This is a genomic window from Actinomycetota bacterium, from assembly GCA_040754375.1.
In the GTDB taxonomy this organism is placed as follows: Bacteria; Actinomycetota; Acidimicrobiia; order Acidimicrobiales; family AC-14; genus JBFMCT01.
On the sequence record JBFMCT010000019.1, the window covers coordinates 1 to 13,896 of the forward strand.

The window sequence follows — 13,896 nt, forward strand, 5'->3', positions numbered from 1 at the left end:
GACGTCGAGAACATCCTGCTCAAGCTGATCCAGGCCGCCGACTACGACGTCAAGAAGGCCGAGACCGGCATCATCTACATCGACGAGATCGACAAGATCGCCCGCAAGAGCGAGAACCCGTCGATCACCCGTGACGTGTCGGGTGAGGGCGTGCAGCAGGCCCTGCTCAAGATCCTGGAGGGGACCACCGCCTCGGTACCCCCTCAGGGGGGACGCAAGCACCCCCACCAGGAGTTCATCCAGATCGACACGACCAACATCCTGTTCATCTGCGGTGGGGCGTTCGCCGGCCTGGAGCGCATCATCGAGAGCCGCATCGGTCACAAGGGCGTGGGCTTCGGGGCCGAGCTGCGCCGGGCCAACGACAAGGACCTGGGGGCCATCCTGGCCCAGGTGCTGCCCGAGGACCTGCTCAAGTTCGGCCTGATCCCCGAGTTCGTGGGCCGGCTGCCGGTCATCGGGGCGGTGTCCAACCTCGACAAAGAGGCGCTCGTGCGGATCCTCATGGAGCCCAAGAACGCCCTGATCAAGCAGTACCGCAAGTTCTTCGAGTTCGACGGGGTGGAGCTGGAGCTCACCCAGGACGCCCTGGAGACGGTGGCCGAGCAGGCCCTGCTGCGAGGCACGGGCGCCCGTGGCCTACGGGCCATCCTCGAAGAGGTCCTGCTCAACGTGATGTACGACCTGCCCAGCCGGTCCGACATCGGCAAGTGCGTGATCGACCGTTCCGTGGTGCTCAAGAAGGTCAACCCGACCCTCGTGCCCCGAGGCGAGTCCGACCGCACCTCCACCCCCCGCCCCCGCCGCGCCGCTTCCTGATCGCGCCGCGGCCTTCGACCTGCCGCAGACCATGGCGAGCTGGCACCGGCGAGAACGCAGGGAAGTGCATGAAGGGGCGGCTGCGGTTGGTTCGCCCTCCCGGCCCGGGACCGGCGCGACCTGACCATTCCCGCGAGAGCACGTAGAGGGGTATCGTGGGTTGCCATTGCGATGGTGGCCCTCGGCGCTGCGTGTGGCGGCGAGGGCCCGGGCGCCAAGGCAGGGCCTCCCCTCGAGTTCGCCAACAGTGACCCATTCGGGGTCCTTGATGCATTCGGGGGCACCGACGCCATCGAACGCCTCCACGCGGTCCAGAACGAGCGCACACGGGACTGCATGGTCGAGCGAGGATTCCGATTCGACCTGGCTCCTGCGGACACGGTCGGCCTGGCACGAGCCGCTCGGGAACGCAACCTCACCTTCGGCCTGGCGCCGGGTGCAGCCACGACGGGCAACTTCGGCCTCGCCGCAACTGAGGCGGAGTACCGCCAGGCGATCAGCAACCCGAGCGCAGCCTTTCTTGCCACGCAGGATCCGGCCTACCGGAATGCCTGGTATGCCGCTGTGGATGGTCACGGTGGCCGGCGGGAGTCGTTCGGAGAGCGCCCGGAGATCTCCGTCGGGATCGACGGCTGCGATGCCCACGCCCTCGTCGAGGTCTACGGCGACCTGGCTACGGCACTGAGGATCCAGTTCCTCACGAGTGTCGTCCGCGAGGATTCGATCGCTGCGGTCTTCGCTGCGCCCCAGGTCACTTCCGCCCTCGCCCGATGGGTGCGCTGCGCGGCCGACGCAGGTCACCGCGTCGCGAACCCGGGGGAGGCGTACAGGCTGATCGAGGCCAAGGCGATGGCGGCCGACCTCGACGATCTCTCCGGTGTTTCACGCGACGAGCACGCGATGTACCAGTTGTTCCGAGGATGTGAGGAGAGGTCCCAGCTCCACGCTGTTGCGTGGCCGCTCGTCGGGGCCGAAGTCGAGGCCGCCCTGCTACGGCGCAGCGACGACGTCGCCTTGCTCAAGGCGGCAATCACGAGAGCGGGACCGTGAGCAACCCGTCCAGGCTCTGGGAAGACGGTGAAGGCCGCTTGTTCGGGCCTCTCGATCGACACTCTGTTCAGTTCGGGGGAAGCCCGACGCGAGGTCACGGCCCGCCCACCCCTCGCGGATCGCGGTTTCCCGCGCTGGCCCAGGGGGATAAGTATTGACGCGCGCTCGCGCCCGCGGTTCAACCACGCGACGCAGGAGGAGCTCATGGGCAAGGCCGTGAAGTACGCACTGTTAGCCGGGACTGCCGGGGGAGCCGTGGTCGTCGTGAAGTCGATGCGGCGCACCGACGAGGAACCGGGCACCGAGAGCATCGTGAAGAAGGCGGCGACCACCGCCGTCGGGGCGGCGGCCGTGGGGGGGCTGACCGGCCTTCTGCTCGACCGCCGGGCGTCGCGCCGGCTCAGCCGCAAGAGCCGCAAGCTGGCCAAGGCCCTCAAGGCGGCGGCCGTCATGGAGGCGGCCAAGGCGGCCGGTCCCGTGATCGGGCGCAAGGCCAAGAAGACCCAGAAGGCGGCTAGCAAGGCGGCCCACAAGGCGGCCAAGGCCTCCCGGGCGGCGGCCAAGGCGGCCGGCAAGTCGGCCCGGCCCAAGGTCGAGAAGGCTGCCCGGCGGGCTCAGGTGGCTGCCGTTGGCTTCGCCGAGGCCCACCGCCCCCAGGTCGAGCACGCGGCCGAGGTCGCCCGCCAGCGTGCCCACCACGCCTTCGAGCTGGCCCAGCAGCGCCGGGCGTCCTGAACCCGGTTTCGACCGGCGGTCTCCCTGCTCCGATGAGCGTGGGGGGCCGCCGGTTTTTCGCGCCGGCCCTCATCGGTGGTTGAGTGTGCGCGCCCGTGACCGACATCTCCTCCGCCCTGGCCTGGCTGGCCGACCACGTCAACTTCGAGGCCGACCGCTCGGGGCTGGCGGCCGCCCGCCGCCTCGACCGCATGCGGCGGCTGACGGCCCTCATGGGCGACCCCCAGTCGGCCTACCCGGTCGTCCACATAACCGGGACCAACGGCAAGGGCTCCACGGCCCGCATGGTCACGGCCCTTCTGCGTGCCCAGGGCCTGTCGGTGGGCACATACACCAGCCCCCACCTCCAGCGCGTGAACGAGCGCATGGCGTGGGACGGCCAGCCCATCGCCGACGATGCCCTGGCCGAAGCGCTGGCCTCGGTGGCCGCCCTGGAGCCGCTGGTGGAGCCGGACGAGGGCCGGCTGACCCACTTCGAGATCCTCACGGCAGCCGCCTTGCGGTGGTTCGCCGACGTGGCCGCCGACGTGGCGGTGCTCGAGGTCGGCCTAGGCGGTCGGTGGGACGCCACCAACGTGGCCGACGGCCAGGTGGCGGTCGTCACGAACGTGGCCCTCGACCACGCCGAGACCATCGGGCCCGCTTTGGCCGACATCGCCCGCGAGAAGGCGGGGATAATCAAGGCTGGCTGCACACTCGTGCTGGGCGAGACGGTGGACGACCTGGCAGCCGTCTTCGAAGCCGCGGCGGCCGACGTGGGTGCCGCGGTGTGGCGCAGGGGCCGTGACTTCGGGTGGACAGCCAACCGCCTGGCCGTCGGGGGCCGGGCGCTCGACCTGTTCTCTCCGGGGGCGACCTACCGGGGCGTCTTCCTGCCCGCCCACGGCCGCTTCCAGGGGGACAACGCGGCGACGGCGGTGGCGGCCGTCAACGCCTTCTTCGGGGTCCCGCTGGCCCACGAGACCGTTGACGCTGCGCTGTACGGGGCGAAGGTCCCGGGGCGGCTCGAGGTCGTCGGCCACGGACCGCTGCGCATCCTCGACGGGGCCCACAACCCAGCGGGGGCGGCGGCTGCGGCCGAGGCCATCGACGAGGCCTTCGGCACGTCCCAGCCCCGGGTCCTGGTCGTGGGCATGGTCGCCGGCCGGGACCCCGTCGAGATGCTCGAAGCCATGGGCGCGGGCCGGGCGCGGCTGGTCGTGGCCTGCCCGCCACCCTCACCCCGGGCCCTGGCTCCCGAGCAGGTGGCGGCCGCGGCCGAGTCGTTGGGTACCGCCAGCCGCGTCGCCACCGGGGTGGAGGAGGCGGTCGAGATGGCGCTCTCGGAGGCGACCACCGACGACCTCGTGCTGATCACCGGCTCGCTCTACGTGGTCGGCGCGGCCCGTTCCTGGCTTCTGGGCTAGGAGGCTCGTGCCTTTCGCGTCCGGCCCACTGGCGGCCCTGAGGTGACGGGAGCCACGGGGACGGCGGTCGCAACGTCGGGGTGGAGGGCCACGAGCCCGGTGTCGAAGGTCGCCAGCAGACCGCCGCGGTGGCGGCCCAGGGCGGCGAGGTAGGCGTCAGTGACCCGTGGGCCGATCGGACGGCCGTTCGAGGGGCCGCTACTGAGGCGCTAGCCTGCGGCCCCCGTGGACCGCACCCTTGTCATCTGCAAGCCCGACGCCGTCGAACGCCGCCTCGTCGGTGAGATCGTGCGCCGGTTCGAGGCCAAGGGCCTGGCCCTGGTGGCGGCCGAGCTGCGCACCATCGACGCGGCCACGGCTGCCACCCACTATGCCGAGCACGCCGGCAAGCCGTTCTACGACGACCTGGTGGCCTTCATAACCCGAGGCCCGGCCCTGGTGGCGGTGGTCGAAGGCCCGGAGGACACCTACAAGGTCGTGCGCCTGATGGTCGGGGCCACCAACCCCCGCGAGGCCGCGCCGGGGACCATTCGCGGCGACCTGGCGGTGGAGCGCACCGAGAACCTGGTGCACGCCAGCGACAGCCCCGAGTCGGCGGCGCGCGAGATCGAGCTGTTCTTCCCGGGCCTGCCCTGACCGCCCCCGGGGGCAGTCCCGTCCCAGGGGTTGAGCTTTGGGCCCGATGGGCCTAGCCTCTGGGAAGGCCCGCGCCGGGCCCACAGTGCCGGGAGCCCCATCTCGCATGACGGACAACTTCTTCTCCGCATTCCTCGGCCGTGACATGGCTGTCGACCTCGGTACCGCCAACACGCTGGTCTACGTGCGGGGCCGGGGGATCGTGCTCAACGAACCGTCGGTGGTGGCCGTCAACGTGCGCGACGGCCGGCCCCTGGCCGTGGGCCTCGAGGCCAAGCGCATGATCGGGCGGACGCCCAACCACATCCAGGCCGTCCGCCCCCTCAAGGACGGGGTGATCAACAACTTCGAGATCACCGAGAAGATGCTGCGCTACTTCATCCAGCGGGTGCACCAGCGCCGTTGGGCCAAGCCCCGCATGGTGATCTGCGTCCCCTCGGGCGTGACCGGGGTGGAGAAGCGGGCCGTGCAGGAGGCGGCGGAGTACGCCGGGGCCCGCAAGACACCGTTCATCATCGAAGAGCCGATGGCCGCGGCCATCGGGGCTGGCCTGCCCGTCCACGAGCCCACCGGCAACATGGTCGTCGACATCGGCGGCGGCACCACCGAGGTGGCGGTCATCTCCCTGGGGGGCATCGTCGTCTCCAAGTCAGAGCGCATCGGGGGCGACGAGCTCGACGAGGCGGTTATCCAGTACGTGAAGAAGGAGTACAGCCTGGCGCTGGGGGAGCGCACGGCCGAGGAGATCAAGATCGCCCTGGGTTCGGCCTACCCCCTCGAGCAGGAGGTCTACGCCGAGATCCGGGGCCGCGACTTGGTGACCGGGCTCCCCAAGACGATCGTGATCTCCACCGAGGAAGTGCGAAAGGCCCTGGAGGAACCGGTGGCGTCCATCGTCGACGCCGTCAAGGTGACCCTCGACAAGACCCCGCCCGAGCTGGCGGCCGACATCATGGAGCAGGGGATCGTGCTCACGGGCGGCGGTGCCCTGCTCACGGGCCTCGACGTGCGTCTCTCCCAGGAGACAGGCATGCCTATCGTGGTGGCCAACAACCCCCTCCACTCCGTGGCCATCGGATCGGGACAATGCCTCGAGGAGTTCAATGTCCTTCGGCAGGTGCTGGCGAACTCAGGCGAGCGGTAGACCTCTACCCGCCGCGCCCCGCCAGCGGGCCGCTTCCGCTCCGAACCACCCAGATCCGGCCCGGTAACGCCTGGTGGCCGTCTACCGGCGTTCCCGACGCCACCGGTTCCTGCTGGTGCTGCTCGTCCTTACCTCGGTGACGGCCATCACGCTCGATTACCGGGGGGTCGACGGGGGGAGCCTCGACTCGGTGCGGGGAGCGGCCCGGGACGCCCTGGCCCCCGTCCAGGCGGCCGCCTCCCGGGTGCTCGAACCGGTGGGCAACTTCTTCGGCGGCATCGGTCGCTACCGGTCCCTGCAACAGGAGAACGCCCGGTTGCGGGCCGACCTCGACGCCCTCCGGGGCAGCCAGCTCGCCAACGAGGGGGCCGAGAGGGAGCGCCAGGCCCTGCTCGAGCTGCTGCGGCTCGACGTCGCGGCCGCGGTGCCGGGGGTGGCGGCCCGGGTCATCTCGGTGTCACCGTCGAACTTCCAGAACACGATCGTCATCGACCGGGGGTCGGACAACCGGCTGGCTGTCGGTATGCCGGTGGTGACCGGGGGTGGGCTGGTAGGGCGGGTGCTCGAGACGTCGCGCACCCGGGCGACCATCCAGCTCATCACCGACCGTTCGGCCAGCGTCGGGGTGCGCATGACCGGCTCGGGCGAGGTGGGCGTGGCCACGGGGTCGGGGGCCACCGAGGCCCTCAAGGTCGACTTCGTGGCGGCCACAGCCACGGTCGCCCCGGGTGAGGCAGTCGTCACCAGCGGGCTGGAGGGCAGTCCCTACCCGCCCGAGATCCCGGTGGGCACGGTGCGCTCGACCGACAGGCCGCCCGGTGCCGTGCAACAGGAGATCCGAGTCGACCCGGCCGTCGACCTGGGCCGCCTCGAGTTCGTGAAGGTCCTCTTGTGGGGCCAGGGCCCGTGACCCGTGCGGGCGCGAGGTGATGCTGGCCGACGTCCGCTTCCGGGTACCTTTGGTCCTCCTGCTCGCCTTGGTCGTCCACACCACGGTCTTCCCGAGCCTGCGCATCGCGGGGGTGATGCCCGACCTCATGCTGCTCGTCGCTATCGCCGCCGGCCTCACCGCCGGCCCCGGCCTCGGGGCGGCCGTGGGCTTCGCCTCGGGGGTGCTGGCCGATCTCGTCCTGCCCACGCCCCTGGGCCTGTCCGCCCTGGTGTTCACCCTCACCGGTTACGCGGTGGGTATCGCCAAGGGAGGCCTGCTCCTGTCGGCGTGGTGGTTCCCGGGGGTGGTGGCCTTCGTGGCCAGCTCCCTGGGGGTGGCCGCCTACGCCCTCATCGGGTCGATGATCGGGGAGCGGGGCCTGCTCACGGGCCGCCTGCCCACGATCATGCTGGTCGTGGCTGTCCTCAACGCCCTGCTGGCTGCGCCCGTGGTGCGCCTCGTGCGGTGGGCGGCCGCCGGCCTTTCCCCGGGACGGGCCTACGTCGAATGAACCGGGTCATGTCCTCGACGAGGGACTCGTCCCGGCTGCGCCTGGGGATCCTGGGCGTAGTCGTGCTCTCGCTGTTCGCCACCCTGCTGGCCCGCCTGTGGTACCTCCAGGTGCTGGTCGCCCCCGACTTCCAGGTCGAGGCCCAGGCCAACAGCGTCCGGCTGGTCTACACCGAAGCTCCCAGGGGACGCATCTTGGACCGCAACGGCGACGTCCTCGTGGAGAACCGGATCGTGCCCACGGTGGTCGTCGACCGGGTGGCCGTGGCCCGCGACCCCGACCTCCTGCCCCGCCTGGGCGCCTACCTGGGCAAGGACCCGGCCGAGCTCCAGCGCCGCGTCGACGACCTGCGCTTCAGCCAGTACCGGCCCGCCCCGGTGGCCGACGATGTCCGCAAGGAGCAGGTCGTCTACCTGCGTGAGCACCAGGCCGAGTTCCCCGGGGTCGACGTCGTGCAGCTCACCCAGCGCCACTACCCCCACGGCGAGCTGGCCGCTCACGTGCTGGGTTACGTGGGCGCGATCAACGATCGTGAGCTGGAGCCCCGCCGCAACCAGGGCTACCGGCCGGGCGACTCCATCGGCAAGTCGGGGGTGGAGCTGGCCTACGAGCAGGCCCTGCGGGGCCAGCCCGAGGTCGAGAAGCTCCAGGTCGACTCCCGCGACCGGGTGCTGCGCTCGCTGGGCAAGCAGCCCTCGGTGCCCGGTCACGACGTCGTGCTGACCATCGACATCGACGTCCAGGCGCTGGCCGAGGAGTCGCTGCGCCAGGGCCTGGAGACGGCCCGCCAGACGTGGGACCCTGACCAGCTCAAGCGGTTCCTGGCCCCGGCCGGCTCGGTCGTCGTCCAGGACCCCCGCGACGGGGCCATCTTGGCCATGGCCTCGTACCCGACCTACGACCCCACGACGTTCGCCAACGGGATAAGCACCAGCCACTTCCAGTTCCTGCAGGACCCGGCCAACCACTACCCGCTGAACAACCGGGCGCTCCAGGGCCTGTACGCCCCGGCGTCGACGTTCAAGCTGGTGACGGCGATCGCGGCCCTGAGCAACCAGGCCATCGCGGCCAACACCACCATCATCGACAACGGCAGCATCGCCGTGGGTGACCCGCCCACGGTCTTCCGCAACGCCTTCGGAACGGCCCACGGGCGGGTCGACATGGCCCGGGCCATCAGCCTGTCGAGCGACGTCTACTTCTACGAGCTCGGGGCCAAGCTCGACAACCCCCGCAAGCCCTACCCCATCCAGGAGACGGCCCGGTCGTTCGGCATGGGGCGCATCACCGACGTCGAGCTGCCGTTCGAGGCCGAGGGCCGGGTGCCCGACCCCGAGTCCAAGCAGAAGCTGCACGAGGCCAACCCCGAGGCCTTCCCGTACGGGGAGTGGTTCACGGGCGACAACATCAACCTGTCGATTGGCCAGGGTGACCTGGTGGTCACTCCCTTGCAGCTAATCAACGCCTACTCGGCGTTCGCCAACGGGGGGACCGTATGGGTGCCCCGGGTGGGGGGGGCCGTCCGCGACGTCGTCCACGGGACGAGCCGAGCCATCGAGGGCCGCCAGCACTCCAAAGCGGCCATGGAGAACGGCCACCGCGACGCCGTGATGGCCGGCCTGCGCCGGGTGGTCTCCGACGAGGAGGGCACGGCGTCGGCCGCCTTCGCCGGTTTCCCCCTCTCACGGTTCTCCCTGGCCGGCAAGACAGGAACGGCCGAGGTCGCCGGCAAGCAGGACACGGCCCTGTACGTCGGGTTCGGTCCCATCGAGGACCCCCGCTACGCCGTGGCTGTGGTCATGGAGGAATCAGGGTTCGGTTCCTCGGCGGCCGCGCCCGTGGCCCGGAGGATCTTCGACGGCCTCGTGGGTAACCCGCCGGGGCCGGTGGCCCGGGTGGCGGGGCGGGACTGACGATGGCCGTGACCACGCGCTATTCCGCGGGTACGGCCCGGGGAGGGCGGGACGCGGGTGCTCCCCAGCGCCACCTAGACATCGTCCTGTTGGTATCGGTGCTGTGCCTGACCGCCATCGGCCTGCTGATGATCTACTCGTCCACCCGCTCCCAGCAGGCGGCTGCCGGCCTCGACCCCCAAAACTTCCTGAAGCGCCAGGCCACCTTCGCGGCGATCGGGCTGGTGGTGATGGTCGTCGTGATGTTCATCGACTACCGGGCCATGCGCGACGTGGCGCCCGTGATCTGGGTCGTGATCGTGGTGGCCCTCCTGGCCGTGCTCACCCCCCTGGGCAGTGCTGCCCGGGGCGCCCACGCCTGGTTCCAGGTCGGGCCGCTCGACTTCCAGCCGTCCGAGGCGGCCAAGGTAGGGCTGATCATCGTGCTGGCCGCCTACCTGTCGGTGCACCGCGGCCGCCTCGAAGGCCCGCAGGTCTTGACCGCCCTGGCGCTGGCCGCCGTCCCCATGGGCCTCATCGCCATGCAGCCCGACATGGGCACCAACATGGTCTTCGTGGCCATGCTCATGGGCCTGCTCCTGGTGGCCGGCGCCCGCCCCCGCCACATCGGCGCCCTCACCGCCGTGGGGCTCGTGGGGGTGGTGGCCGTGTTCCAACTGGGGATGCTCCAGGAGTACCAGCTCGACCGGCTCACGGCCTTCCTCGACCCTGCCGGCGACCCCCAGCGGTCGGCCTACAACCTGCGCCAGTCCCAGATCGCCATCGCCGCCGGTGGCCTGACCGGCAAAGGCGTGTTCCAGGGGACCCAGACAAACCTGTCGTTCGTGCCCGAGCAGCACACCGACTTCATCTTCACGGCGGTGGGCGAGGAGCTCGGCTTCCTGGGGGCGGCCACCCTGCTGGCCCTGTTCGGGCTGGTCATGTGGCGGACGTGGCGAGCAGCCTGCCTGGCCAAGGACGACTTCGGGACGCTCCTGTGCGTCGGTGTGCTGGCCGTGCTCCTGTTCCAGATATTCGAGAACATCGGCATGACCATGGGCATCACCCCCATCGCCGGCATCCCGTTGCCGTTCGTCTCCTACGGGGGCTCGTCCCTCCTGGCCATGTTCGCGGCCATCGGCCTTGTGCTCAACGTCCACATGCGGCGGTTCACCTGATGTGCGGCCGGGTCACGCTCGCCCGTCCCCTGGACGCCCTGGCCGAGCTGTTCGACGCGGCGGCTAGCCCCGTGCTGGCCGGCTCCTACGCCCCGAGCTGGAACATCGCGCCGACCTGCCCGGTAGTGGGGGTGGCGGCCACCGACCCGGACGGCCGGGAGCTGGACTACTACGTGTGGGGGTTGCGGGGCCGGTTCTTCAACGCCCGGGCCGAGACCATCGCGTCCAACGGGATCTTCGCGCCCGCCCTGCGCCAGCGGCGGCTGGCGGTCGTCGCCGACGGCTTCTACGAATGGGAGAAGGTCGACGGCGGGCGCCGCCCCTTTCTGTTCCGGCGGGCCGACGGCGGGCCCCTGGCCCTGGCCGGCCTGTGGGAGCCGTGGCGGGGCGAGGTACCGGCGGCCTCGGCGGCCGCCACTGCCGGCCGGACCGGTCCCCCGCGGGCGGCCACGGTTGTCACCACGGGCGCCGGGCCGGACATCGAGGGCGTCCATGACCGGATGCCGGCGGTGCTGGGGCCGGCCGAGCTGGACGAGTGGCTGTCGGCGGGGGTGCTGGGCCCCGCCGAGCTGTCGGCCCTCGTCCGCCCGGCACCCGCGGGCACGCTCGTCAGCCACCGCGTGAGCCCCCGGGTGGGGGACGCCCGTAACGACGGCCCTGGCCTCGTCGAGCCCTACGACGAGCCCGACGGCCCGGAGCCCCTCCGCCTCTTCGGCTGACCCCGGAGCTTGGCGCAGGGGAGAGCGGCCGGCTCGGCACGAGATTGGGGCCGGCTATAGGTGCCACTCGGCCGGTCGGCTCCCAGTGGAGAGCCCCCGGGCCGAGCTTCTCGCGCCCGTGGGCCACTTCCGGCCGGCCCCGGCCGGTATACTCAGCCCGTCTTGATGAAGCTCCTCTGGTCTCGGGCCCTGCCGGTCCTGGCCAAGGTGCAGGCACTCGGCCGGTGGGCACGGGGTGGTGACGGAGCGCGCGGGTCGACGCCGCGAAGTGTGAGCGTCGCCCGGGTGGCCGGTTACCGACTCCTGCCGGTCGCAGCGTCCCGCCTTGCCGGACCTCACCTTCCGACCCTTTCCGCGGTCTGCCACGTCCTTCGTCGGGCCCCGGCACCCACCCCTGCTCAGCAACATCGCACAACGCCGGACGGGGCACCCCCCACGGGCAACCTCCCCGGTTGCAGTCGCCCCCTCCGGTTTACCCCCTCGACATGGCGCGCCGGCGCGCCCCCGGGCTCGCCCCCGGGGGCCGGCGACGGGCGCGCCGCACGCCCCGGCGCGTGCCCCTTCAGAAGGGACGCATCCCATGTCCGACCCCACACCGGCCCCCCTGCCTCGCGACCCGGCTGCGGCTCCGCCCGCGCCGGCACCGGCGGCCGCTCCAGTCTCTCCAGGCTCTTCGGGGCCCCCTCCGGCCACCCGGCCGGCCCCCCTACCCACACCTGAGGCCCATGCCGGCGAGGGCGTAGGCGGCGGTGTAGGCGGCGGCGCTCAAGGGCCCGCCGGTCCGTCGGAGCGAGCTGGCGGGGAATCGGGTGGGCCGCCCGACGCCGGCCCCGGTCCCCGTCGCCGGAGGCGAGGAAAGCGGGGCGGGCGTAACCGCCGGCCCGCCGGCCCGGCCGGCGCCGGTCCGGCCGACGGCGATAGTGACGGCGATGCCACTGACGACGATGCCCGCGCCAGCGATGCCCGCGACAGCGATGCCCATGACAGCGATGCCCGCGACCGGGGGACCCGCCCTGGGGGAGCCAACGCCCCCCGGCCCGGCCCCGGGGACGGGGGTGGCAACCGGCGGCGGGCGGGCTCGGCCCCCGGCGCAGCAGTGGCCGGGGCGGCCGGTACGGCCGGCGACCGGGGCGAGGGTGACGGCCAAGGCTCGGCGACCGGGGGTGCGGGCGGTCCCGCTCGTTCACCCTCCGGTTCGCGCTCGCGGGGAGCGGGGCGGTCCCGCCGGTCGGCCGGGACAGGAGGCGAAGCCCGTGCCCCCGGGGCCAGCCGCAACCCCGACGAGCTACCCGACCCACCCGGGGAAGGTCGTCCCTCGGCCGAGGCGGCCGAGCGGGCCCTGGTCCGCAAGCCCAGGATCGGCGACACCCGGCCGGCCCCGGCCCCGGCTCCGGCCGGGCCCAAGAGCGGGCGGGTGGCCGAGGGCGACAGCGAGGATGGCGGGGGCGGACGGCGCCGGAGACGGCGAGGCTCCCGGGGTGGCCGGGGAGACCGCGGCCCCCAGTTCGTCGACGGAACGCCGGGGGCCGACGGCGGTTCTCCGGTCGTGCTCGACGAGGAGACCTTGGAGCGCCGGCGAGGCCGGGAGCGCAAGGGCAAGCCCATCGGGCGCTACCTCATGTGCGTCCACTCCCGTCCCCATGCCACCCAGATCGCGGTCCTCGAGGGCCGCAGCCTCATCGAGCACTACGTGTCGCGTCCGGCCGACGACGCCGCCCAGATCCACGGCAACATCTACCTGGGCCGGGTGCAGAACGTCCTGCCGGGCATGGAGGCCGCCTTCGTCGACATCGGGACCCCGAAGAATGCCGTGCTCTACCGGGGCGACGTGCAGTACGACCCCGAGGACGTCGAGGAGAAGGGCGCGGCCCCGGCGGCCGCTCGGATCGAACAGCTCCTGCGCCCCGGCCAGGGTGTCCTTTGCCAGGTCACCAAGAACCCGATAGGGCACAAGGGCGCCCGGCTCACCCAGGAGGTCTCCCTGGCCGGCCGGTTCGTCGTCCTGATCCCCCGGAGCACGACCTACGGGATCTCCAAGCGCTTGGCCGACGACGAGCGCAAGCGGCTGCGGCGCATCCTCGACGAGGTGAGGCCCAAGGGCCACGGGCTCATCGTCCGTACCGCGGCCGAGGGGGCGACGGCCGAGGAGCTACGGCGTGACATCGAGCGGCTGCAGCGCCAGTGGCAGCAGATCGAGGCCCTGGCCGCCAAGTCGCGGGCGCCCTCGCTGCTCTATCGCGAGCCCACCCTGGCCGTCCGGGTCATCCGCGAGGAGTTCAACAAGGACTACCGGGGGGTGATCCTCGACGACCCGGTCCTCTACCAGGAGGTCAAGGACTACATCGAGGCCTTGATCCCCGAGCTGGCTGACCGGGTCGAGCTCTACGACGACCCCACGTTGCCTATCTTCGAGCGCCAGCACGTCCACGAGCAGCTCCACAAGGCCCTCGACCGCAAGGTGTGGCTGCCGTCGGGCGGTTCGATAATCATCGAGCGCACCGAAGCCCTCACGGTCATCGACGTGAACACCGGCAAGAACGTCGGCTCGTCCAACCTCGAGGACACCGTGTTCGTCAACAACCTGGAGGCGGCCGAGGAGATCGCCCGCCAGCTCCGGCTGCGCGACGTCGGCGGCATCATCGTCATCGACTTCATCGACATGGAGGTCCGCCGCAACCGCGAAGAGGTGGTGCGGTCTTTCAAGGACGCCCTCAGCCGGGACAAGACCCGCACCCAGGTCTTCGAGATGTCGGAGCTGGGCCTGGTCGAGATGACCCGCAAGCGGGTCTCCGAAGGCCTTGTCGAGTCGTTCTCGGCCACGTGCCCCACTTGTGCAGGCCGGGGCATCGTTCTCGACGACACCTTGCTCTGAGAG

At 71.6% G+C, this 13,896-nt stretch carries 12 protein-coding genes; all 12 read left to right on the top strand.

Features of this window, described 5'->3' with window-relative positions:
* Positions 1 to 819: ATP-dependent Clp protease ATP-binding subunit ClpX (gene clpX / locus AB1673_09650; protein MEW6154234.1), on the top strand; the 819-nt coding region annotated here is incomplete at its 5' end.
* Positions 820 to 990: 171 nt separating this feature from the next.
* A complete protein-coding gene (locus AB1673_09655) occupies positions 991 to 1,869 on the top strand; it encodes a hypothetical protein (protein MEW6154235.1) in 879 nt (292 codons plus the stop codon).
* A gap of 204 nt (positions 1,870 to 2,073) precedes the next feature.
* Complete coding sequence (locus tag AB1673_09660; protein MEW6154236.1) at positions 2,074 to 2,604, top strand: hypothetical protein; 531 nt, start codon at positions 2,074 to 2,076, stop codon at positions 2,602 to 2,604.
* Between the two features lie 95 nt (positions 2,605 to 2,699).
* The gene (locus AB1673_09665) at positions 2,700 to 4,010 is read left to right on the top strand and encodes a Mur ligase family protein (protein ID MEW6154237.1); all 1,311 of its coding nucleotides are present in this window, start codon (positions 2,700 to 2,702) and stop codon (positions 4,008 to 4,010) included.
* Between the two features lie 225 nt (positions 4,011 to 4,235).
* Positions 4,236 to 4,646 carry a nucleoside-diphosphate kinase gene (gene ndk, locus AB1673_09670; GenBank protein MEW6154238.1) on the top strand — a complete coding sequence of 137 codons (411 nt, stop codon included), beginning with the start codon at positions 4,236 to 4,238 and terminating at the stop codon, positions 4,644 to 4,646.
* A 106-nt stretch (positions 4,647 to 4,752) separates the two neighbouring features.
* Positions 4,753 to 5,790 (top strand): rod shape-determining protein, encoded by a 1,038-nt coding sequence (locus AB1673_09675; protein ID MEW6154239.1) that lies wholly within the window; start codon positions 4,753 to 4,755, stop codon positions 5,788 to 5,790.
* A gap of 73 nt (positions 5,791 to 5,863) precedes the next feature.
* Positions 5,864 to 6,700 (top strand): rod shape-determining protein MreC, encoded by an 837-nt coding sequence (mreC, locus tag AB1673_09680; protein MEW6154240.1) that lies wholly within the window; start codon positions 5,864 to 5,866, stop codon positions 6,698 to 6,700.
* A gap of 19 nt (positions 6,701 to 6,719) precedes the next feature.
* Positions 6,720 to 7,232: a rod shape-determining protein MreD gene (gene mreD / locus AB1673_09685; protein MEW6154241.1), complete on the top strand. Its 513-nt coding sequence runs from the start codon at positions 6,720 to 6,722 to the stop codon at positions 7,230 to 7,232.
* 8 nt (positions 7,233 to 7,240) lie between these two features.
* On the top strand, positions 7,241 to 9,145 hold the full coding sequence (gene mrdA / locus AB1673_09690) for a penicillin-binding protein 2 (protein ID MEW6154242.1): 1,905 nt from the start codon (positions 7,241 to 7,243) through the stop codon (positions 9,143 to 9,145).
* Between the two features lie 2 nt (positions 9,146 to 9,147).
* Positions 9,148 to 10,302 (top strand): rod shape-determining protein RodA, encoded by a 1,155-nt coding sequence (gene rodA / locus AB1673_09695; protein MEW6154243.1) that lies wholly within the window; start codon positions 9,148 to 9,150, stop codon positions 10,300 to 10,302.
* Positions 10,302 to 11,021 carry an SOS response-associated peptidase gene (locus tag AB1673_09700; GenBank protein ID MEW6154244.1) on the top strand — a complete coding sequence of 240 codons (720 nt, stop codon included), beginning with the start codon at positions 10,302 to 10,304 and terminating at the stop codon, positions 11,019 to 11,021. The genes rodA and AB1673_09700 overlap by 1 nt, the downstream gene beginning before the upstream one ends.
* Positions 11,022 to 12,117: 1,096 nt before the next feature.
* Entirely contained in the window at positions 12,118 to 13,893 is a 1,776-nt protein-coding gene (locus AB1673_09705) for an Rne/Rng family ribonuclease (GenBank protein ID MEW6154245.1), read from the top strand.
* Positions 13,894 to 13,896 lie beyond the last annotated feature (3 nt).